Genomic DNA, 21,988 nt, shown 5'->3' on the forward strand with positions numbered 1-21,988 from the left:
CAATGTACGGCACAACATCTATGGGCAAATTTTAAAAGCGAGGTAAAGACTATGTACGAAGACAGAACCCTTATTTGCAAAGAGTGTGGAGCAGAATTCGTTTTCACCGCAGGTGAGCAGGAGTTCTACGCAGAAAAAGGCTTTGTAAACGAGCCGCAGAGATGTAAAGCTTGCCGTGACGCACGCAAAAACAGCATGAAATCTGAGAGAGAGATGTTCACTGCTTCTTGCGCAGCTTGCGGTAAAGAAGCAAAAGTTCCTTTCAGACCCCGTGAAGACAGACCTGTATATTGCAGCGAGTGCTTTGCAAAAATGAAAGCTGAGTAATTTTAGCTTTAACAATTACAAAAAGAGGATGCAGATGCATCCTCTTTTTCTTCGTATATAAATTTAGTGCCTCGGGTTTTTCTGTATCATACGGGCAGCCTGCGTAAGAAGTGTTACAATATCCATTTCGTATTGCACATTCACAGTATCTAATTTTGAAAAAAGCTCGCCTTCATGGGTAATAACATATTTGGGCGGTATTCTGTTTAAAACATAGCAAACAATATCCCATCGGCATTGTTCACATTTGCAGCAGCCCAGGGTATCAATCATTTGGTCTAGCTTTTGCGTTACAACGGTTTCCATCAAATTATACGGTTTCATAAATCCACCTCAATTCACACTCTGATTAGTGATAATGTAGCACATTTGCAGTGGGAAGTAAATATACCGATTACTTTCTACCACACAAAATATATATTTTACATTGTAGAAAGCAAAAGATATTGGTATAATAAATATGTTTACAAATGAATGAATATGTTTACAAGGAGGTGCGATAAATGGCATTTGAAGTAACAAAAGATACAGTTATAGGTGATATTCTCGATTACGATGCGACCACAGCCCAATTTTTTTTGGCAATGGGGATGCACTGTCTAGGCTGTCCATCTTCCCGCGGTGAATCGATCGAAGAAGCATGCGCAGTACAAGGTGTAAATTGCAATGAATTGGTGGACAAGCTGAACAAGCATCTTGGAAATTAATCGCAGACAGATGAGAGATCGTGTCATGCACTATGCTTGACACGATTTTTTGTATAAAGCGAGCAGGAGATTTGACGATATATGAACGAATTACCGATATTAGACGAGCGTTTGTCGCTGATTGCCGGTTTGGTACGCCAAGGCAGCACCGTTGCCGATATCGGCGCAGACCATGGTTATTTGGTAACTTGGCTGATAAAGCAGGGTATCTGCCCACAGGGGTTTGCATGCGATATCAACGAAATGCCCTTGGCACGCAGCCGCCGTACCGTTGAGCAATACGGCGTTGCCGACCGTGTGCGGCTTGTGCTTTCAAACGGGTTGGAATGTTTGCAAGAAAACGATGCGGATGATATCGTCATTGCAGGTATGGGCGGCGACTTGATTGCGAAAATTCTTGCCGCCGCTGCATGGAAGAACCCGCAAAAGCATTACCTGCTGCAACCTATGACGCGGGCGGATGAGCTGCGCCGCTGGCTATGCGCAAATGGGTATGAAATTATCTGTGAACACAGCGCAAGGGCAAACCGTTTTCGCTATACCGTTTTATCGGTGCGTTATACCGGTAAAATTACAGTTTGCAGCGATTTATTTGCTGTAGTCGGCAAACTGCCCGAATGCCCAGCAGAGGATGCACACGCTTATATTCGCTGGCAGGCGGAAATTGTACATAAAAAAATAAAAGGGCTGCAAGCATCGAAAAACCGCAGGGAACAGGCTGCCCCGCTTGAATTGCTGTATCACGCGATTTTATGTACGATTGGGGAGGATGAAATATGAATACAGTACGCGATGTTTACGAATATATCAATGCGTTTGCACCTTTTTATACAGCAGAAAGCTGGGATAACAGCGGGCTTTTGGTTGAGGCAAAAGGTGCCGAGATTGATAAGGTTTTGATTGCACTGGATATCACCACAGATGTGGTAGAGGAAGCAAATGAAATCGGCGCGAACCTGATTGTATCGCATCACCCTGTTATTTTTGAGCCGCTCAAACGTATTGCGTCAGATGATGTTGTTTATCAGCTTGCAAAACATGATATCAGCGCAATTTGCGCACACACCAATCTTGATGTGGCTCAGGGCGGTGTAAACGATATTTTGGCACACCGGCTCAATCTGCAAAATATACAGCCGTTGGAGCCGCTTGATAGCAACGGGCTGTCGCTGGGGCGTATCGGCGAGTTAAATAATACAATGGATTGCGCAGCATTTCTTGATTCGGTTAAAAAAGAATTGGGATGCAGCGGGTTAAAATACACACAGGGATGCACGCAGATAAAACGGGTAGCAGTTTGCGGCGGTGCAGGTGCAAGCCTTGTTTACCGTGCGGCACAGCTGCAAGCCGATGCACTTGTAACTGCTGACAGCAAGCACAACATACTGCTTGACGCAAAAAAACTTGGCATTACGTTGGTGGATGCGGGGCATTACTGTACCGAGCAAGTAGTATTGCAGCCGCTTGCCGAAAAACTCCGCAAAGCATTCCCGTCGCTTTGCATCGTTTGCTCACAGCGCGAGGGCGACCCTGTGCAATATCAATAATAGAAAAGAAATCAGGTGATACTATGGCACTGGACGGTGCATTTCTCAGCGAACTTAAAAATGAAATCGAAACGCTTGCCATAAACAGCCGTGTAGACCGTATCCATCAGCCCTCACGCGAGGAGTTGGTGATTGCGCTGCGGTGGAGAGGCGGCGGGGGCAAGCTGCTGCTGTCAGCTGGGGCAAACAGTCCTCGTGTCCATTTTACCGAGGTGGTGCAGGAGAACCCCAAGCAGCCCCCTATGTTTTGCATGCTGATGCGCAAGCACCTCGGCAATGCAAGGTTGATTGCGGTAAGGCAGATTGCTTTAGACCGTATTTTGCATCTCGATTTTGAAGCAGTCAATGAATTGGGCGATTTGGTGGTGCTCACCATTGCTGTGGAAATTATGGGGCGCCACTCGAACATTATTTTGATAGACCAAAACCAGAAAATTATTGATTCCATCAAGCGCATCGACGATGAAATGTCTTCGGTACGCCAAATTCTGCCCGGAATGACGTATACTTTGCCTCCTTTGCAAAACAAGCTTGTACTTACAAGCTGTACCCCTGCACAGGTGGCGGACCGTGTGCGTTCGGGGCGTAATGTAGAGCTTTCTAAGGCTATCATGGATGCATTGATGGGAGTTTCGCCGATACTGTGCCGCGAACTGGCGCATTATGCTGCGCGCGGCAGAGAACTGCTTGCCGCCGAATTGGATGATGATACAGTGTCGCGCCTTGAGTTTGCGGTGGGCAATTTGATTGCAACCCTGCAAAACCACACGGGGGTGCCTACACTGGTTGCCGAACCCGACGGCCGCCCGCGCGATTTTTCGTTTATCGATATCCACCAGTACGGACATCTGATGCTGACAAAGCATTACGATAGCTACTCCAGCCTGCTGGACAGCTTTTACAGTGAACGTGACAGGATGGAGCGTATGAAGGTGCGCTCGCACGATTTGCTGCGCCTGCTCGCCAATACGTCCGACCGCATTGTGCGCAAGCTGTACGCACAAAAGCAAGAGCTTTTGGAATGTGCCGACCGTGACAAGCTCAAGGTGATGGGCGACCTTATCAATGCAAATATTTACCGCCTTGAAAAAGGGCAGACTTACTTTGATGCCGAAAATTTTTACGAAGAAGGCAGTCCTATCCTTCGTATTCCGCTGGACCCGCAGTATACGCCTGCAAAAAATGCACAAAAATACTATGCCGAGTACCGTAAGGCAGATACCGCCGAAAAGATGCTGCACACTTTGATTGCACAGGCGGAAGAAGAAAGCAGATACATCGATTCGGTTTTCGATGCGCTTTCGCGTGCCGATTGCGAGGCAGAGCTCGCTGCTATTCGTGAAGAGTTTGCTCAGGGCGGATACATTAAAAACTACAAAAGTAAGTACAAGCGCCCCGAAAAACTGGCACTGCAAAAATACCTCTCCTCCGATGGCTTTACCATACTGTCGGGTAGAAACAATGTGCAAAATGACCAGTTAACGCTGAAGACGGCGCGCGGCTGCGATATTTGGTTTCATACGCAGAAAATCCCCGGCTCACATACGGTTGTGATTACCGAGGGCAAACCGGTTCCGAACCAAACCCTCACCGAGGCGGCAATGATTGCGGCATACAACAGCAAAGCGCGTGAATCTGCCCAGGTAGCAGTAGATTATACTGCCATTAAAAATGTAAAAAAGCCAAACGGAGCAAAACCCGGGATGGTGATTTACGACCCCTACCAAACAGCTTATGTGACGCCTGACAAAGGTTTTATAGAAAAATTGAAACTTTTGTAAAAAAGACGCTTTAGCGTCTTTTTTTGCATGAAAAGTAAAAAATAATAATTGACAATGTCTTGCAAAATAATATATTATAAATTATCTAATATCTATACTATTTCAATCTGAATTTTTAATTTTAGGAGGAAGCGCATGGAACAGCGCAAATACGGCTTACCCACGGCAATCGCGATGATTGTAGGTATTGTCATCGGTTCTGGTATTTTTTTCAAAAGCGATAATATCCTCGTTTTTACACAAGGTAATATTTTGTCAGGGGTAATTGCATTGTGTGTTGCAGCAATTAGTATTGTGTTTGGCTGCCTTGCGCTTACAGAACTTGCCGCACGTACCGATAAAGCGGGCGGTATTATCTCGTACGCTGAGGTTTTTTGCGGTGAGCGTACGGCTTGCGGCTTTGGTTGGTTTCATACCTTTGTATATTACCCAACACTCACAGTGGTTGTTTCGTGGGTAGCAGGTGTTTACATTAACATGCTTTTCGGTATTTCAAACACGCTCGAAAATCAAGTGCTAATCGGCTCGCTGTGCCTTGTTTTGGTGTTTGGCTGGAATGTTGCATCCGCAAAGCTGGGCGGATATTTCCAGAACATCTCTACGGTGATTAAGCTGCTGCCGCTGCTCTTATTTGCTGTAGCAGGTTTTGCGTTAGGTAACCCAACTGCGTCGTTTGCGCAGGATCTTCAAACGGTGCGCACAGCATCTTGGATTGCCGCAATAGCCCCTGTGGTATTTGCTTTTGACGGCTGGATGGTTTCAACGTCAATTTGCCATGAAATTAAAAATTCCAAACGGAATTTGCCGCTTGCTATGATTATTGCGCCAATCCTTATCTTGATTGTGTATGTGCTGTATTTTGTGGGTATCACCTCACTGGTAGGTGCCGACCAGGAGCTTGCACTCGGCGATGCGCATGTAGATGCTGCCGCAAAGATGCTGTTGGGCCCCACCGGTGCCAAAGCGGTGTTGGTTTTTGTCATCATATCGGTTTTGGGCACGGTAAACGGTCTTGTTATGGGTACCATTCGTCTTCCGTATTCGCTTTCACTAAGGGGAATGCTGCCGGTATCGGATAAATATAATCTTGTCAACCCGAAAACAGGTATTCCTATGAAATCGGCTCTGCTTGCATTTGTACTCAGCAGTGTGTGGATGTTCGTTCACTATGTTACACAAAAATTCGAGCTGTTGCCTAACAGCGACATTTCTGAAATTGCCATTGTTGTAAACTATGTGGGTGCCGCCTTGCTGTATCTTGCGGTGATGCGGCTTGCCAAAAAAGGTGAGATTAAAAGTAAGGTGCGAGGTTACCTGCTGCCGGCTCTTGCTATGACAGGTTCTGCCATCATATTATTTGCAGGGATGCAAAATCCTCTGTTCTGGTATGATGTTATCCTGTGTTTGTGTGTTGTAGCGTTGTCGCAGCTTTATTATGCAAAACGAAAAATAAAATAGAAAAAGAGTAAATCCGCAGCGATGCGGATTTATTTTTTGCATAAATATGTTTCTAATGTATAATTTTACCGAAATCTTGGAATTTTATATATAAGCACATTTGCTATACGCATATGGAAAGGAATGTAGAATTTATGAAAGCAAAAAGAATATTGGCAATGCTGCTTGCAGCAGCAATAGCATTTTCTTCAACGGCTTGTAAGAAAAAAGACGGCAGTTCATCCGTTGCAGATACGAGTGTAGACACAGGTGAAAAAACCGAAGTAGATATCATACAGTTTAAAGTTGAAATATCCGATGCACTTACCAAAGCAGCTAAAACTTATATGGATGCAAATCCGGATGTCAAAATCAACATCGATACCGTGGGCGGAGGTGCCGATTACGGTGCGGCGCTGAAAGCAAAAATGCAGTCCGGCAACAAACCCGATATTTTTAATATCGGCGGCCCGCAAGATTTAAAAGACTGGAGCGAGAAACTGGAAGATTTGACCGATCAGCCGTGGGTAAAAAATGCAGCAACAGGCACGTTACTGGCTGTAACGCAAAACGATAAAGTATACGGGTTGCCTTACTCCATTGAGGGATACGGGTTTGTGTATAATCGTGCCATTTTTGAAACTGCGGGGATACCTGTAGATAACCTTAACACCTACGCCGCAATCGAAAATGCAATGAAAACACTGAAAGCAAAAATTGATAAAGGGGAGCTCAAAGAAAAATACCCTGCGTTGGAGGCTGTCACCGAACTGCCTGCGAAAGAAACATGGGTAACGGGTTTGCATACGCTTAATTTGGCGCTTACCAACGAATTTAAAGGCCCCATGGAGGCATTCGAGGCAAAAACCGTAAAATTCACCCATTCCAATGCATTGAAATCTTTAATCGATTTGCAAGCGCTGTATACCAAAAATGCGAACGATTTGGGCAAACTTAATTCTGTCGATTATGCTACACAAGTTGCCAGCGGGATCGCTATCGAACGCGTAGCGGTAATTCAGCAGGGCAATTGGGTTTACAACGAGGTTGCTAATGTAGATGAAGATGTTGCACGCAACCTTGATATGATGCCGCTGCCGCTCAAAGGCGTTGTTGAAGATTTCATCCCTGTTGGTGTGCCGATGTACTGGTGCATTAATAAAGAAAGCACCGGTGCCGAGAAAGCGGCGGCAAAAGATTTTCTCAATTGGCTTTATCAAAGTGAAGAGGGTAAGCGCATTGTTGTAACCGAATTCGGCTTTATACCTGCTTTTACCAACTACACCGACCTTGAGCCTGCCGACCCTCTTGGCAAAGCAGTTAAAAAATTCTCCGACGCAGGCAAAACCATGCCTTGGGTGTTTATGGGCTACCCCACTTCTTGGGGTATGGAGGTTTTCGGGAGCAGCCTGCAAAAATATTTTGCAGGTGAGATAAAATGGGAAGATTTGATTAATGAAGCACGAGCCAAGTGGGAAGAGGCGCGCAAAAATGTTGCAGGCAATGCGAGCAGCCCATCTTCAAGCAGTGAAAGTTCATCGGTGACCTCGTCAACAAGCAGTGCCGCTTGATAATTAAATATTCATTCAATTAATCATATAAAAGGGGAGGACATCCTGTCCTCCTCTTTTTAGAGAACTTGTTGGTACTCCTTCGAGTTCCAAAAATCTGTTTGGCAAAAATAACCAAAAATAGTAAAAGGGGCTTGCGAAAAACCTGAGTTTTGCGCTACAATAGCAGTGCCGGTGGTAACGTTACCGGCGGAGGGAGGCTTAACCTTGATAAACAAAGAAAAATTTCTGTCCGAGTTGCAAACAGCTCTTGAGACAGAGTATCAGACTACGCTGCAGCATGCAACCGCCAACCAGCTGCACTGTGCATTAGGCAAATGGGCAAACGGCGAGTTGTATAAAAATTGGTGCGAAAGCCGCCACAATCATGCCAATGCGAAACGCGCTTTCTATTTTTCTGCCGAATTTTTAATGGGCAGGCTGGTATTTAACGATCTTTATAATATGGGTGTGCTGGACGAAGTTCGTGACATCCTTGCCGAAAAAGGCGCAGATATTACAATGCTGGAACAGATTGAAGATGCCGCCCTTGGCAACGGAGGGCTTGGAAGGCTCGCAGCATGCTATCTTGATTCTGCCGCTACTCATAATCTTCCGCTGGATGGATACGGCATCCGCTATAAATACGGGCTGTTTAAACAAAGGATTGTAGACGGCTGCCAAAAAGAAACTGCCGACGACTGGCAGTGCCAGGGCGACCCATGGAGCCTTCGCTGTACGGCAGATACCGTATCGGTTGAATTTGGCGACCAAACCGTAAATGCAGTGCCCTACGATATGGCTGTTGTGGGCTACCGAACAACCAATGTAAATACGTTGCGCCTGTGGCAGGCAGAAGCAATAGAGCCGTTTGATTTTAAGCTGTTTAACGAGCAGAAATATGACGAAGCGGTACAGGCAAAAAACGATGCCGAAAATATTTCTATGGTGCTGTATCCCAACGATGATACACCCAAGGGCAAAGTACTTCGCTTAAAGCAGCAGTATTTTTTCTGCAGTGCTTCACTAAAAGATATTTTACGCAGTTATAAGGCGGTGTACGGCAACGATTTTTCAAAGTTTGCCGATTGTTATGCTATCCAGCTTAACGATACTCACCCTGTTATTGCCATCCCCGAGCTCATACGTTTGCTCGTAGATTATGAGAAACTGGATTTTAATCTTGCGCTGAGCATTGCTCAAAAAACGTTCTCTTACACCAACCATACCATTATGCCGGAGGCTATGGAAAAATGGAGCAGTGAGTTAATGAAGCAGGTTGTTCCACGCGTGTACGAGATTATGAAGATGATCAACGAACATCTTCTGCGCACATTGAGCGAAAAAGGTTTGCATCGCGGCGAACTGATTGACCATATGATTATCAGCAAAGACATGGTGCATATGGCACGATTGGCGGTGTATGTTTGCCACAAAACCAATGGCGTTGCACGCATTCATACCGAAATACTCAAGGCGCGCACTTTGCATGAGTGGTATAAATTGTACCCCGAGCGTTTTATAAATAAAACCAATGGTGTTACCCAACGCCGTTGGATGGGGCTTTGTAACCCCAAACTTTCGGCTTTTATTACCGAATTGCTGGGCGGTGACGGGTGGCTTACCGACCTTACTCTTTTAAAAGGATTGGAACAGTTTGCAAATGACAATCAGGTGCTCGACCGCTTTATGAGTATTAAGGCAGAGAATAAACAGCTGCTGTGCGATTTTATAAAACGCCATGATGGTGCTTCTCTTAACCCCGATTTTATTTTTGATATTCAAGTAAAGCGTCTGCATGAATACAAGCGACAGCTGCTCAATGCTTTTTCGATTGTTGACATCTACTTTGGATTGAAGGACGGACGAATCAAAGATTTTAACCCAACCGCGTTTCTGTTCGGTGCAAAAGCTGCCCCCGGTTATTATCGCGCCAAGGGAATTATCAAGTATATCGGCGAAATTGCAAAGCTTGTAAATAACGACCCGGAAGTGAACGGCAAGATTGCTGTTGTGTTTGTGCAAAACTATAATGTTTCGTATGCCGAAAAACTCATCCCCGCTGCAAATGTTTCTGAGCAAATTTCAACCGCAGGCACCGAGGCAAGCGGAACAGGCAATATGAAACTGGCACTGAACGGTGCAGTGACATTGGGTACCTACGATGGCGCAAATGTTGAAATTGTAGAGCAGGCAGGGGAAGACAACAACTATATTTTTGGTCTGCGTGTAGAGGATATTGAAAAAATAAGTCCAAATTACAACCCCAAAGAGCTGTACGAAAAGAACCTTCGTATTAAGCGCGTGGTGGATACTCTTGTGGACGGCACGTTTGAGGATGGTGGAACGGGTGCATTTCAAGATTTGTATGACAGTTTGTTGAAAGGTGCTTCGTGGCACCAACCCGATCAATATTATCTGCTTGCTGATTTTGAAAGCTATATCGCCGCAAAATTGCGTGTTAACCGCGATTACGGCGATAAATACGCCTTTGCAAAAAAATGCTTTCTTAATATTGCACGCTGCGGTATGTTTTCATCCGACCGCCCCATCAAAGAATACGCAAGCGAAATTTGGAATATTAAACCCTGTAAATAGCAAAAAGCTCCGATTTAATATCGGAGCTTTTCTATGAGTTTATCTCATTTTGCGATAAAAATCTTTCATGTCTTTTTTTACGTCATCAGCAAGATGATGCCATCGGATGCCTTGTATAGCACCCTCTAAACCGCACAATCTATTGTAACAGGCAGAAGGGTCTATCGCCTTGATTTTTAGCCAAGCCTGCTTGCTGCCGATTGCTTTAAGCTGCTCGGCTGTTTCGATGCCTGCTTGGTTTAACTGCGTTTCCACAACCGTTCCGATGTTCGGCAACTTTGCCAGTTCCCCCATATGGCTTCCTCCATAGATTTTTTTGTATTATAAAATCCTGTATTTCGAAACAAAATCACTTTCTTTCAGCATATGCAGGGTACGTTCAAGCATCACGCCTTCGCGGGGTTCAGTGCCGTAGCTGAAAGTTGTTTTTATAGCAGTTTCAACAAATTGCGTTGCGCGGCTCATTGCAATGGGTAAGCTGTCGCCGCTTAAAAAACCACCGGTAAGTACGCTTGCAAAAATATCACCCGTACCGGGGTACGAAACGGGCACATAATCGCAGTCGACACACCAAAACGCAGTACGCTCTTTGTCGTAGCCAATGTTGCTCATGGTGCCTACCGCCATATTTACACCTGTAATAACAACAAAACGCGGTCCTTTTTCTGCAAGGCGCACAAGCATGCTTTTCGCCAAACTTTGTGTCAGGGGCTCAAAGATATAAGGCTCACCAAGCAAAATACATGCTTCGGTTAAGTTTGGTGTTATAATATCTGCAACCGCAGCCAGCTCAATCATGCGGCGCTGCATGGTTGCGGTATAGGTTTTATATGGTTTGCCGTGGTCGCCCATAACAGGGTCCACTACCGATAACGCATTGGGATAAGCAGCAAAAAAATCGAGGCAATGGTCAATTTGCGCTTCGCTGCCCAGAAAACCCGAGTAGATACATTCAAACTCTAAATCAAGCCGTTTATAATGTTCCAGCGCAGGTATGGTATAGTCGGTGAGGTCGCGAAATTCTACTTCGCCAAAACCGCCCGTATGGGTAGAGAGAACGGCGGTGGGTACAGGGCAAACCTGCACACCCATTGCAGACAATACAGGTAAAATTACTGTAAGTGAGCATCGCCCAAAACCCGATAAATCATGAATAGCAGCAACTCTCTGCGGCCTTTTATACATAAAATCACTCCGAATATGTTTAAACTTGCAATCTGATTATAATGCACATCTATAAAAAAAACAAATTATTTCATTAAAAAATAAAATTTCATTGCAAAATTTAACTGGGTTATTGCAACGATACCTGCAAACAATAAAACAGCAAAGTAATTTGCGCAAATTTTTGCATGGGAGGCGACTACCGTGAACAATAACAGTAAAGTTACAGGTGCCGCTATCACCGGTGTATGTGTGGCAATGGCTGCAGGTACAGCGGCTTATATGATGGCAGGTAAAAATCGTAAAAAAATCAACACAAAAAGAATGAAAAAGACAGCCGGAAAAGCAATACGCGCAGTTGGCGATGTTGTCGACAACTTTTCCAATTATATGCGTTAATGCAAAAAGGGGCAGAATTTTTTAAATTCTGTCCCTTTTTCTGTTTAGCGCAACACAAGATAAACATAAGTTTTATTGTTTTGATTCAGTGCGCAAGTTGAGCCGCCTGTAATGTTGTTACCGTGGTTCTGCACTGTAAAACCTGTATTGGTAACCGATATTCCAAGGCTTGCACCCAAAGGCGTGTAAAATGCCGCATAAACATTATTGGTATCAAATGTTTGTTTGTATTCGTTTAGGGTACGGTCGGCGGTAAATAATATTATTATGCGCGGCTTGAACCCAAGTTCAACAGTTCGGTTGAATGTAGAGTTACCGATATAACTGCCAACAATAAAAACTCCGTTGTTCCATGCTTTGCGTTCATCGTCAGAGATGTGAACAGATGTATTTTGAACATGGCTTCTTATATTATTGTCTATGTTTATATTATCCTGATTAAAATCGTCGCGTTTGGGTTTATCACTGCCCAGCCACTGGTTTAAATTTAAAAAAGGTGTTTTGTGCGTGCTTGGCATATATTTTATGCTCCCCCTTCAAAAATACTTGCACCATCAATATCCAGTTTTGCCCAAGGTACATCTTTGCTGTCAAATTCATCAAAAGTGACATCGCACTGGTCAAACTGATTCCATGTAAAATTACCTATTTCAAAATCTGCGTCTAAATGAGCGGGCAGCATCTGCCGTACATCTTCTATTACTTCATCCATATTGCTAAAGTCGCTGATGTAACCGTCTTCGACAATGCGAATGCGCTCGTTTGCAATGTCTTCTTCAATTTTTGCATTCAACCCTGCCGCACGCACAGAATTCAGCATACCTTTTAGGTTATAATCGTTTGGTGCTACCGCCAAACGGTAAATCAACAACTCGCGGCGCTTTGCAATGTTGCTGAGCGGGCGCAGCCAAAGCTGCATCATCTGCTCGCGCAAAATAAGGCCATAGCTTTTGCTGGTTTGAATAAAACTTTCTTCCCATAGTGTATCAAGCTTATTTTCAATCAATGCAAACCCTGCATTGTAAGCGGCCAGTTCCGCATCAATAAAACTGCCACAGTTTAGGCGGTAAAGGCAAAGCGGACGCAGTAAACGGGCAATCGATTCTATACTTTTCGTCATATTACGACCGCCATTCTACTAATTGTAGTCGAATCAAGGGTAAAAAGCACGTCACTCTCTGCCTGTATATCTTTCACAGGGGTTATTAGTTTATAATTGTATAAGCCTTCAATATGGTAAAGTGCATCCAAAACGCCTGCCAGCAAAAGATTTTGCCCCACGCGCAGTGCATGAAAATATTCGGTTAGTTTGTGCTCACAGGCGGCTTTCAAATGCTCGTAATTTACACCGCTTGCGCCTGCAATCTCCAATGTAATATCTACAGGATGGAGACGCGCATTGGCAACGGTTACATCTACGTTAATTTCTTTTACATCGGTAAGCTGTTTTTGAATTTCTGTTACCAATGCATCGGGTACCGGGGCACCAACTCCCGCTACATATACACCTACGGTTCCTCTTCCGTTTACGCGCGGTACCACCTTGGCAGACGCAACACCGTCAAAGCCCATTGCAAAATCGTAGTAAAATGCAGCGTTGGTACCGTTGCTGATCGTGGCAAAACTGCTCATTAGGCGCGCACGCAACTGTTTATCCGTTTCTCTGTCTGAGCCGCCGGTAAATGCAATGGGGTTGGTTACGCTCGAAATTGCTTGTACCGGCGTTATCATTACTGTTACGGCACCGGGCGCTGTGTTTGCAAGTGTTCCGCCCTCCGATGATTGTGCCGGAATATCCACGTATGTAAATCCCACAGGTATTACACCCTGCTCTGTGGTTTCAAACCGCAGATTTAAGTCTGTATCGCTTTTGCCAACAGAGCATACTACCCCTGCGGGGATGATGATATCGGAAGGCGCGGGAGTTTCACGCGAAAACCGCAATACACCCAAAGATACGGTTGCTTTTTTGCGCTGCAACCCGCGCGTTTGTGCGTGGTAATCCAGCTGCAAATCGGTTGCCGTTTGCGGAAATACCTGCGTTTTGAGGCTTTCCAAGTGTTCATCCAAAGTAGATAACTGCGTTGCAAGCACCTTTAGCCGTATCCCAATATCCGACGCATCATCTGCAAAAAAACCGGTTTGTTTATGGTATTCTTGCTGCATTGCTGTAAGGATTTGTTCGTATGTTGCCATCAGTTCACATCCACCTCCAAGTTTTTGGTTTGGTCATCAACCATTAGTTGTATTTTAAGCCGCAGGATGTCGGCATTTCGCAAGCAGTTCACGTTCGTTACAGTGATCTGCGGTATCGGCAGCAATGCTTGCCGTACCAGATTCAATCCCGCAGTGTCCATATCCCTCGCGTTGCTTGATGAATTAAGTAAATAAAGTTCGCTTCCCAAACTTTTATCCGGCGCAAAACTGCCACGCCGCACAATCAGCCGTATCATTGCACGTTGTATCAGTTCCGAGGTACCGCTTACCAAATACGGCAGCCCTTGTGCGTTGCGCTGCATATCGCCGTCGTGCAATCGTGTATCTATAACTCGTTCGCCCCGCTTTCTAAGATTGTGCCGTTTTTCGTAATGGTAAGCCCATTGATAATAACATCACCGTTGTTTTTTAATACGATGGATGCTCCGCCGCCCGAGTACAGCCTTAATTCACCCGGTTCAAGTTCAAAATCTCCGTTAAAAGGGGACAGAACACCGGCGCACACCGCTGCATTATCCATAGGGATAATGAGTGCCTGTGCATTTTCTGATGGAATGCTGTATATGCCGTACGGTGCGCAGAGCGGGATATGATGGAACTCGTCCTCGCCCGACGCATGGATGTATCCGCTGCCTGCTTGTGTGATAGGTGCTGCCACGGGGGAAGACGTTGTGTTTTTAAGCAATTGTGGTAATAGCATATTATCCTCCTAACATACATAGTCGGGCAGTACAAGCGCAAGTGTTGTTGAAACTCCTGTGCCGTCTGCCTTATAAGTTACTTCATATACCGTTAAATCGGTGTAGCTCGCTGCGTCATCCTCAATGGATACGTGGTCGCCTACCGAAACAGCGGTGAGGCTGGGCAAAGTTACAGTGATGAGCAGCTTTTTCAGCATAGAATCTCGCATCAGGCGGTCTGCACCTGCGTGTGGCGAGCCTGCCCACTCTTTTGGCGGGCTGATATACCGCTTACGCCGAATGTCCAGTTGCTTACCGATGGGGTTAAAAACGGCGGTGTCGTACAGCTTACTTTCGCTTTTTAAAATCACCTTTGATATTACCCCATAGCGTTTGTTGCAAATTTGCAGAGATGAAAAACGGATACATCCCGCTAATGTGTTTGAGAGTACGATGTGCTGCCCTGCCGGCCTTTGTTTTGCAACAATATAGCCGTCGCTGATGTACGGCATGATCCCAAGCGTTTGGCGGCAAAAGCTTTCCAGCGCCTGCCATTCGCTTCGGCCTTTTGCTACCGTAAAGGCAGAAAGCGTGGGGTTGCGGTCACACAGCAAGCCGCGAAAGCCATATTGTTTGCAGTGGGCATTATAAATATCCCACAGGTTGGCACGGGTAAATGTCTGCGGTATGGCCTCATTGTCAATGAGTACAGCCGATTTTGAACGTGCTTTCAGTGTAAGGAACATCCCTTTGCTGTTTTTGGATAAAATCTGTTCGTCAATTAGTCCATCGAATACAAGCTTACCTTCCAATTCCACTGTTAATGCGGTAAATTCACAGCAGCCTTGCAATGGCTGTGCCGGGAATACTGCGTAAAAACCATCGGCAGGGATGTCATATGCGGATGTGCATTCGAGCAAAGCGGGTGCGGGCAGTTCCATTTGCCCGCCTGTAATGGTTGCTGCTGTTATTTTCAAGAGGGCATCACCGCCCGACCGTTTACAACAGCGTATTGTGTGTTCATAGATGTTTCGGCTTCTTTGTCTTCTACAAATTCAAATGCATAGCGCAACAGCAAAGGTCCCGCCTCGCCAATCACTTTGAGGGCGGTAAAAAAAGCATACATGGGCGGGCAGAGTGGGCTAAGCAGGCGGCCGGAGCCATTGCGTAAAAACTCTGCCTGCAAGCGCTCAAACTGTGCAATGCAATCTGCGCCAAATAATTCGCCCTCGCCTTTGATAACTCGAGGGCGCACACCAAGTTCCTGAATAATCGGAGCAGAAAACGGCATATCTATGATTTTGACCGTCTTGCTATATCCAATCTCGATTTTTCGTGGATTGTACCGAAAAGCAAAGCCGTTAAACTGCATGGTGTTAGCCATCAAAGCACCTCCTGTACCGATATATCGTTTGCATATCGTCTGTACTGGTCGCAAAGCATAGTGTTAATCGAGTTCGCATCCAAAGCATTTAAGGCGTATTCGGCGGATGCGGCGTTTGGCAAGCTGCTTTCATCAAACCGTTTTACAGCATAAGAAAGGTCACCTGTATCCTGCTGCAGGTGATATTGCTGAGGGCTTGTCTCAAACCGATGTACATCAGCAATATTTTTAGGCACAGGTATATTTGATGTGTCGGTTTTTATTTGCACGGCATGCTCGCGGCTTTTTTGCCCAGTCAATACTTTAAATGCTTTTTTAATGCGTTCCAATAATCCGCTCATACAAGCTCCATCCTTTTGCTTGCCACAATGGTTACCGATTCTAGCACAACCTCACCCAGTGCAGCGGTTTCCGTAATCTCGCCCCATTCGCACCCAGAGTAAATAATTTGGCGGTCCGGCTTTACTATCACCACGTTAAACCCCGTAAGGCTGTAAAAGTCAATGTTGTCGCGGACGGCATCTTTGGTTGCACATACGCGTGTCAGCTCTAGGATATGTCCCAGCCTGCCGCCCACCGTGCCTACAGGCTGTTCACTGCCAAAAGCTTCAACATAACGGCTTTCACGTTTGCTTTTGGCTTTGTACCCTTGTGCCACTGCCAGCCGCCTGCCGTTAATTTCGATGTAAATGTCTTTGCTGGTAGGGAAAAGAATTGCCATAATTTCGCCTCCTAAATAGAAATATGAGCTACAATGTGTATTTGATTAATCGCAGTTGCTGCCACGAACGCAAGTTCCACCACGCATACCGAAGGGTCACCTGTCTGCAGATATGCCTTTGGGGTTTCAAAGCTGCTTACAAGCCCCTCATCAACAGCGGTGGAGAGCAGCACCGTCATTTGTGCAATCATGCTCTGCATAGTAGCGGGACTGCCCTTTGCATTTTTAAGCAGCAATTTTGCAACTCCTCGTGCACGCTGTAAAATATGGTCGATGATGCGAATTGTTGATACGTTGGCAAAGCTGTAATCAGTTTCTCCGTCTGTTTTGGTGCGTGTTGTAACCGCTTTTATACACTCCACCGAACCGCCTACCGTCTCAAATACTGTTACACCCGATGAAAGCAGTGTTTGCACTGTGGTTTCAGGTAGATTATCACTATCAAGCAAGATGTTTTTAAAACTACTGCCGCTCAGGTTGTCTCCCACATCTCCTGTAAGCAGAGCCCCTGCAAATGCACACGCGGCGGCAAATCCACCAGGGTAACATAAACAGATACGTTCGCTGTTCAGTGCTTGTGCCAGTTTGGCGGCTTGCTCTGCACTGTCTGCACTTACAACGCCGATGCGTTCTTTCAGTGCATTGCACGAGCGGTTTATACTCTCCAACAGCTTCGTTTGAACATCAGAATTTACACTGTCGCAAAGTACAATTCCTACATTATCAAGCTCTTCTGTCGCTGCAAAAGCAACTTCGTACGCCATGCTGTCGGCAGCGCTGCCGTTGGTGCTTACTGGTATGCAAATTACCTGTGATACTCCGCTTTCCAGTAAAAGCTTTGCAGCGTCAAGCAACACGCCGCCTGCAAAAACCGCAGCTGCCTCTGCGTAGTGTGTAAAGCGGTACACTTTACCCGCTTCACCGCCCTGCGCAACGGCACAAACCGCAGCATACTGTGCCGATACCCCTGCACCCGAGGTTGAAGTGACGGTGTAAGTAGAAAATACCCCCGGGCGCAATGAATTTATAGTCATTTGTTCACTCTCCTAATTTTAAAATCGCTGATGCTTTGCTCTTGACTGTGATGATTTACGGTAAGGCGAAGTTTTGCATAGCAAGGTAAAACAAGTGCTCCCAAATCTTTTTCAAACTGCACATGACCGCACCATATACGCATCACGTCATACTTGCTTTTTGTAAACAGCAGGTTGTCGCAAATCATGCCGAATACACGTTGGCATTCTGCTGTTTCTTTCTTCGGCGGACAGCAAATTTTTATTGCGGCTGTAATTTCCATTGTTCTACAACAGATGCTGTTGCCGTTTTCGTCCAGCCCTGCAAAATCAGAAAGGGCGCAGGGCAGCACTTGGGCATCTTGCAAGCCCACGGCAAGCCGGGTTTGTGTTAACGGCACAGGGCGGGGCGCACTTGAGAATTGCAGCACAGCGGTTATCGCTTTGCCTGCAAAAGCGGAGTTAAGCTGTGTTACCAGCTCTGTTGCAATGTTGCTTATCACGCTTGTCATACAATGCCCTCCTCGTTTGCGCGTTTCAGTACCGCCCAAATATAAAACAACTGTTCACCTACATGCCGCTTTTCGCAAACCGATACCAAAAATCCTTCGTTATCCCAATAAATCACGTCACCCACACAAAGCATGTCCCCGCCGTTTTCGGGCGAGCCGATATATAAAAACGCGTTTTGGTCGCGGTAGCCGAGTATAGAATATGTATCATCAAGATATTGGCGGTTGCGGTAATCAAACGGTGCAATGTATGCCTTAAAACGGTGTATACTTTCCCCTTTATGCAAGGTTATTTCTCTGCCGTACCGCTTCAGCAGTGCTAAAAATTTTTGATAAACATCTTCCATATCAGTTCACCTGCATTAAAAAAGCATTGTCATGTTTTAGCAGCGGCGCAATGCTTGCTAACAGTTCATCGCACAGTGCTTTTGCATCGTCGCAATTCGTGTTTTGCGCTGAAATCGAAAGGTCACCCAACCGAAAGTCGCCTGCATTTGCCCCGCAGGTCATTGTATATTGATACAGCAGCATACCTGCTGCTGCCGTACACAAGGCTTCCATGTTGGTATCAATATCCACTCCGTCTTTGAGCCGTGCCAACAGCCTTGCAATACACAGCCGAGCCAAGGGGGCATAACGCTGCGCATTCTCTTCCGAAATGTCGGCTAGGGTTGCAAACTGGCATAAAACCTGTGTAGTATCCATACTTTTCCTCCTTTGCCTTACAAAAAGGGGGCGGAATTGCCCGCCCCTTTTTTACTGGGTTTACTAGGCTGTTTTTAACTTCATAACCTGAACTGCATCTGGGAAGATCTTTCCGAAGCCTGCAATCGATGTTACCGCAGCACGTTCCAGCTGGCTGTCAATCAGTTTATCGTAATCTACCTGAACGTCGCCCGCCGTCACCATTTCAAGCGCAAAACGTTTGTCCAATGCAACCAAAGTATCATCTGCAACGCACGAGGTTTTAATAATTTTTGCACCCATTGGCGTAATCAATTTGCCGGTACCATGAAACGCAAGCCCTGCAGCAGCATCTTGCATTTCAGGCATAGCCAACAGCTTTTGCACCATAACCGGGCTTGCAAGAATGGTGTTCATCTCGTAGTCGGCAAAACTACCCCAAAGGTTCAGCAAATCGGCATACGTTACTTTTCCGGTTGCTGCAGTGGTTACTGGTGTTTCACCGTTCAGCAGGGTAGTTACCGCATCGCTCATCTGTGCCTTTGCAATATATGCGCCGATTTGTTTGAGCGTAACGGTAAACAAGTCCAGGCGTTGGAATTTGATTGCCTCGTAAGATGCAACCAGCATTCTTCCGCGTTTCACCAGTTTTACCAATACGTCGCTCAGCTTAATTACCGTTTCAGGGATTTTTTCACCTTCGGCAATGGCAGGCATGTTCTTATCATTATCCGAAAGGTCGGTGATGATAGAACGATAGTCAAGGCTGTTGATATTGGTTTTGGTTGCGATAATTTCATTCAGCAATGCAGCCTCATTCATCCCTTGCGCCACCGCACGGCATACATATTCAGGGAACAAATATGCGCTGTCCGATGTTTGAAAGAACTTTTGAATGGTATCAGATTGCGAGCCGCTTACATGGATATCAAAACGCTTGAGCTGACGCTGAAATGCATCCAGCCCGGCAAGTTCTGAACCTGCGTATTCAGTAGATGGGTCAAGTTTCTCAAGCTCTCGTGTAAACGAACTGCCTCCCACCTTGTACATGGATTTGTCCAATTTGATTGCTTTAAAAATAGACATAGAATACATCCTCTCTGCGGCTTATAACCGCTGTAAATTTTTATGATTTTTAAATTAAAAACTGTGTATTTTCATTGCTGCCATGGGGTAATAAACTGCCCGCAGTTTGTAAAAAAGGTACAGGCTGTTTGCCGCCGGCAGAAGCAAACGATTTTTTCAGCTCGCGCAGTTCCTCTGCTGTGAGTTTATCGGCAATGGCAGATACCGCCTTTTGGCTGATGCCGCTGCCCGAGAGCGCAGCACTGCGCAGCACTTCTTTTTTTAGCTCATTGCGGTAAATTTCACCTGTTTCGGCAAGCTGATGCAGCCTGTCCAGTTCTTCATTCAGTATGTTTACATCATTACGGCTGAATGTTACAGAGGTATCGGTGGCTTTTAATTTGGCAATAACAGCGTTTAGGCTCCCGCAATCTTGCTCATCAGCGGTGTATGCTTTGGTTACACCTGCCGCAGGCTGTGCGGGCACAGCAACAAAACTCCATTCATAGGCATCGGTGGGTTTGTTCAGCGTATAGTGGCAAGGCACCCCGTCGTAAAGCTTGCCGCTGGTGTGCTGGCAAGGCTGTTTCTTTACATTCTTACCGCACACTGAACACAACACCTCCTCTACCGCACATCCAACGCTTACCTCTTTTTTAATGCCTGCGTCAATGTCGAGGATGAGATCTTTGTTTTTTTCACTGCGCACCATGTATGCTTGTGCGGTTAAGAAATGATAAATTTCACCTGTGGCTGTTGTGCGCAGCGCATCTTGCTCTACCGCTGTATGAAATATACGTGCCGTTTGATTTGTTCCTTTGGGGTTGTGGTCAAAAATCCCTGTTTTACCCAAAAATAAGCGGCGCAGTTTATGCAATGCCTCAATCGAAAATCGCTCAAAATCACGGTCAATCTCGTTGTCGCACAATATCAGCGGGAACACATATACTTCATCCACGCCCAGTTCCCGTCTGGTGTAGCGATTGATTTTTGCCAAATCGTCTTTCGAAAGTTCTTCAGGTGCAAAACCTTTATAAATCATAGCCTGTTTCATTTGGTCTCCTCCATTTCTTTTGCTGCTTGTGCCAGTAACAGCTGTGCCTGCGCGGTTTCAATTTCATCTTGCAGGTTGATCATATCCCAGTTCACACAAACATCGGCACAAAGCCCGTTCATGGCAAGGAACATATTACAAATTTTGAGTATTACCGGTGTCAGCAGCCTGCGGTATGCTTCCAATTCGCTTGTGAGGATATCAGCCTGCTGCCGGCTCATGCGTTCGGTTGTGCTCCACGAAAGGCCCAGCAAAAATGGGGGAATGCCCAGTTTTGATACAATTTGCTGCAACATCTGGTCAACGGGTACCTTGGTGTCGATTATCTGGTTGTCTGCACCTATTACCTTGATGTCTACATCACCCACTGCAACAAAATCTTTCACACTGCCTTGTGTGGTTGCACTCATCGCTTCGCTCCACTCTTTGGCAATGTTCTGTGCAATTTCGCGTGCACCGGTAGGGTCAATTCCGTTTTCGTTGGGTTTATAGGTTACGGCAAACCGTACATTGCCTAAGCGGTCAAAGTTTTTACCAATGCATTGGTAAATGCGCAGCAGTATGTTGCTTATAAACGGCAGCCCGCGCAGCAGCGAGGTACCGCGCAGTTCACCTGCGGCGGGGTTTCTTGCGCTAAACAGTATCAGCTGCGGGTGGGGCGCAGGCACCGAATTTACACCATCACGCAGGTAAAATTCCGCCTGCACAGGGGTATTGGGTGCAGCTACATCCAAATTACCAAGCGGGCTGTTGTACAAGGCGTAAATACTATCCTGTTCTGCGGTAAGCACAATCTCACCCACAGCACTGCCATAGGTCAGCAGGTTATCCAGGTAGCAAGATAAAAATGCATCCAGCCCTCTCTGTGCACCTCCCACGCGCACATCACTTGCAAACTGCCGCAGCAGCTTCTGTGCATACTCATCATCACATTCAAGCTCAAAGCCGCCTACGAGGCGTACAATCTTCTCCAGTGCTGCGTCAATGATGGGCACACTGCTGCGTATTTGTTCATACATTGCGTGCTCGGCAGTTTTTAGGGGAATTAAGCCATCGGGCAATCCCAAAAACTTGTTGTCAGAACGGGCTGTCTGCACGCACGAAACTCCGGCTTGCTTTTCCCCAAACAGTCGCTGTAAAAATCCCAA

At 46.0% G+C, this 21,988-nt stretch carries 28 protein-coding genes; 9 read left to right on the plus strand and 19 right to left on the minus strand.

Annotation, left to right across the window (positions count from 1 at the left end; genetic code table 11):
- Positions 1-51: 51 nt before the first annotated feature.
- Entirely contained in the window at positions 52-327 is a 276-nt protein-coding gene (locus EDD70_RS12790) for a zinc-ribbon domain containing protein (protein ID WP_092755987.1), read from the plus strand.
- 63 nt (positions 328-390) lie between these two features.
- Here EDD70_RS12790 and EDD70_RS12795 read toward each other — a convergent pair whose 3' ends face one another.
- Complete coding sequence (locus EDD70_RS12795) at positions 391-651, minus strand: late competence development ComFB family protein (RefSeq protein WP_092755989.1); 261 nt, start codon at positions 649-651, stop codon at positions 391-393.
- A gap of 179 nt (positions 652-830) precedes the next feature.
- On the opposite strand from EDD70_RS12795, the gene EDD70_RS12800 reads away from it, so the two are divergent.
- The 7 genes from EDD70_RS12800 (at position 831) to EDD70_RS12830 (ending at position 9,947) form a co-directional block, all read left to right on the plus strand.
- Positions 831-1,034: a DUF1858 domain-containing protein gene (locus EDD70_RS12800; RefSeq protein WP_092755991.1), complete on the plus strand. Its 204-nt coding sequence runs from the start codon at positions 831-833 to the stop codon at positions 1,032-1,034.
- Between the two features lie 81 nt (positions 1,035-1,115).
- On the plus strand, positions 1,116-1,814 hold the full coding sequence (locus EDD70_RS12805) for a class I SAM-dependent methyltransferase (RefSeq protein WP_092755993.1): 699 nt from the start codon (positions 1,116-1,118) through the stop codon (positions 1,812-1,814).
- Positions 1,811-2,581, plus strand: coding sequence for a Nif3-like dinuclear metal center hexameric protein (locus EDD70_RS12810; RefSeq protein ID WP_092755995.1), 771 nt, complete (start codon positions 1,811-1,813; stop codon positions 2,579-2,581). Before EDD70_RS12805 ends, EDD70_RS12810 begins: the two co-directional genes overlap by 4 nt.
- A gap of 23 nt (positions 2,582-2,604) precedes the next feature.
- A complete protein-coding gene (locus tag EDD70_RS12815; protein ID WP_092755997.1) occupies positions 2,605-4,362 on the plus strand; it encodes an Rqc2 family fibronectin-binding protein in 1,758 nt (585 codons plus the stop codon).
- Positions 4,363-4,497: 135 nt separating this feature from the next.
- Positions 4,498-5,820 (plus strand): APC family permease, encoded by a 1,323-nt coding sequence (locus tag EDD70_RS12820; protein ID WP_092755999.1) that lies wholly within the window; start codon positions 4,498-4,500, stop codon positions 5,818-5,820.
- 134 nt (positions 5,821-5,954) lie between these two features.
- Complete coding sequence (locus EDD70_RS12825) at positions 5,955-7,370, plus strand: ABC transporter substrate-binding protein (protein ID WP_092756001.1); 1,416 nt, start codon at positions 5,955-5,957, stop codon at positions 7,368-7,370.
- A gap of 207 nt (positions 7,371-7,577) precedes the next feature.
- Positions 7,578-9,947 carry a glycogen/starch/alpha-glucan phosphorylase gene (locus EDD70_RS12830; protein ID WP_423230131.1) on the plus strand — a complete coding sequence of 790 codons (2,370 nt, stop codon included), beginning with the start codon at positions 7,578-7,580 and terminating at the stop codon, positions 9,945-9,947.
- Between the two features lie 39 nt (positions 9,948-9,986).
- Here EDD70_RS12830 and EDD70_RS12835 read toward each other — a convergent pair whose 3' ends face one another.
- Positions 9,987-10,241, minus strand: coding sequence for a TfoX/Sxy family protein (locus EDD70_RS12835; protein ID WP_092756003.1), 255 nt, complete (start codon positions 10,239-10,241; stop codon positions 9,987-9,989).
- A gap of 27 nt (positions 10,242-10,268) precedes the next feature.
- A complete protein-coding gene (locus EDD70_RS12840; protein ID WP_092756005.1) occupies positions 10,269-11,132 on the minus strand; it encodes a pyridoxamine kinase in 864 nt (287 codons plus the stop codon).
- Positions 11,133-11,315: 183 nt separating this feature from the next.
- Between EDD70_RS12840 and EDD70_RS12845 the strand changes: the two genes are divergently transcribed.
- Positions 11,316-11,510 (plus strand): hypothetical protein, encoded by a 195-nt coding sequence (locus EDD70_RS12845; RefSeq protein WP_092756007.1) that lies wholly within the window; start codon positions 11,316-11,318, stop codon positions 11,508-11,510.
- 44 nt (positions 11,511-11,554) lie between these two features.
- Here EDD70_RS12845 and EDD70_RS12850 read toward each other — a convergent pair whose 3' ends face one another.
- The 16 genes from EDD70_RS12850 to EDD70_RS12925 all read right to left on the minus strand — a co-directional run bounded on the left by EDD70_RS12850 (position 11,555) and on the right by EDD70_RS12925 (position 21,988).
- Complete coding sequence (locus tag EDD70_RS12850; protein WP_092756009.1) at positions 11,555-12,028, minus strand: hypothetical protein; 474 nt, start codon at positions 12,026-12,028, stop codon at positions 11,555-11,557.
- 5 nt (positions 12,029-12,033) lie between these two features.
- Positions 12,034-12,630, minus strand: a complete 597-nt coding sequence (locus tag EDD70_RS12855; RefSeq protein ID WP_092756011.1) for a DUF2313 domain-containing protein — start codon at positions 12,628-12,630, stop codon at positions 12,034-12,036.
- The gene (locus EDD70_RS12860) at positions 12,627-13,706 is read right to left on the minus strand and encodes a baseplate J/gp47 family protein (RefSeq protein ID WP_092756013.1); all 1,080 of its coding nucleotides are present in this window, start codon (positions 13,704-13,706) and stop codon (positions 12,627-12,629) included. The genes EDD70_RS12855 and EDD70_RS12860 overlap by 4 nt, the downstream gene beginning before the upstream one ends.
- Positions 13,706-14,029 carry a hypothetical protein gene (locus tag EDD70_RS12865; RefSeq protein ID WP_123811059.1) on the minus strand — a complete coding sequence of 108 codons (324 nt, stop codon included), beginning with the start codon at positions 14,027-14,029 and terminating at the stop codon, positions 13,706-13,708. Before EDD70_RS12865 ends, EDD70_RS12860 begins: the two co-directional genes overlap by 1 nt.
- 23 nt (positions 14,030-14,052) lie before the next feature.
- Positions 14,053-14,427, minus strand: a complete 375-nt coding sequence (locus EDD70_RS12870; RefSeq protein WP_092756016.1) for a phage baseplate assembly protein — start codon at positions 14,425-14,427, stop codon at positions 14,053-14,055.
- A 9-nt stretch (positions 14,428-14,436) separates the two neighbouring features.
- The gene (locus tag EDD70_RS12875; RefSeq protein ID WP_092756018.1) at positions 14,437-15,384 is read right to left on the minus strand and encodes a hypothetical protein; all 948 of its coding nucleotides are present in this window, start codon (positions 15,382-15,384) and stop codon (positions 14,437-14,439) included.
- Complete coding sequence (locus EDD70_RS12880) at positions 15,381-15,791, minus strand: hypothetical protein (protein ID WP_092756020.1); 411 nt, start codon at positions 15,789-15,791, stop codon at positions 15,381-15,383. The genes EDD70_RS12875 and EDD70_RS12880 overlap by 4 nt, the downstream gene beginning before the upstream one ends.
- A complete protein-coding gene (locus EDD70_RS12885; protein WP_092756022.1) occupies positions 15,791-16,132 on the minus strand; it encodes a hypothetical protein in 342 nt (113 codons plus the stop codon). The genes EDD70_RS12880 and EDD70_RS12885 overlap by 1 nt, the downstream gene beginning before the upstream one ends.
- Positions 16,129-16,512, minus strand: a complete 384-nt coding sequence (locus EDD70_RS12890) for a hypothetical protein (RefSeq protein WP_092756023.1) — start codon at positions 16,510-16,512, stop codon at positions 16,129-16,131. Before EDD70_RS12890 ends, EDD70_RS12885 begins: the two co-directional genes overlap by 4 nt.
- 11 nt (positions 16,513-16,523) lie before the next feature.
- Positions 16,524-17,546, minus strand: coding sequence for a hypothetical protein (locus tag EDD70_RS12895; RefSeq protein WP_092756025.1), 1,023 nt, complete (start codon positions 17,544-17,546; stop codon positions 16,524-16,526).
- The gene (locus tag EDD70_RS12900) at positions 17,543-18,037 is read right to left on the minus strand and encodes a hypothetical protein (RefSeq protein WP_092756027.1); all 495 of its coding nucleotides are present in this window, start codon (positions 18,035-18,037) and stop codon (positions 17,543-17,545) included. Before EDD70_RS12900 ends, EDD70_RS12895 begins: the two co-directional genes overlap by 4 nt.
- Positions 18,034-18,384 carry a hypothetical protein gene (locus tag EDD70_RS12905; RefSeq protein WP_092756028.1) on the minus strand — a complete coding sequence of 117 codons (351 nt, stop codon included), beginning with the start codon at positions 18,382-18,384 and terminating at the stop codon, positions 18,034-18,036. The genes EDD70_RS12900 and EDD70_RS12905 overlap by 4 nt, the downstream gene beginning before the upstream one ends.
- Position 18,385: 1 nt before the next feature.
- Positions 18,386-18,742, minus strand: a complete 357-nt coding sequence (locus tag EDD70_RS12910) for a hypothetical protein (RefSeq protein WP_092756030.1) — start codon at positions 18,740-18,742, stop codon at positions 18,386-18,388.
- A gap of 63 nt (positions 18,743-18,805) precedes the next feature.
- Positions 18,806-19,807 (minus strand): phage major capsid protein, encoded by a 1,002-nt coding sequence (locus tag EDD70_RS12915; protein WP_092756032.1) that lies wholly within the window; start codon positions 19,805-19,807, stop codon positions 18,806-18,808.
- Positions 19,808-19,856: 49 nt separating this feature from the next.
- Positions 19,857-20,840 (minus strand): hypothetical protein, encoded by a 984-nt coding sequence (locus EDD70_RS12920; protein ID WP_092756034.1) that lies wholly within the window; start codon positions 20,838-20,840, stop codon positions 19,857-19,859.
- Positions 20,837-21,988, minus strand: a complete 1,152-nt coding sequence (locus EDD70_RS12925; protein WP_242943174.1) for a serine/threonine protein phosphatase — start codon at positions 21,986-21,988, stop codon at positions 20,837-20,839. Before EDD70_RS12925 ends, EDD70_RS12920 begins: the two co-directional genes overlap by 4 nt.

This window comes from Hydrogenoanaerobacterium saccharovorans (assembly GCF_003814745.1).
GTDB classification, from domain to species: Bacteria; Bacillota; Clostridia; order Oscillospirales; family Ruminococcaceae; genus Hydrogenoanaerobacterium; species Hydrogenoanaerobacterium saccharovorans.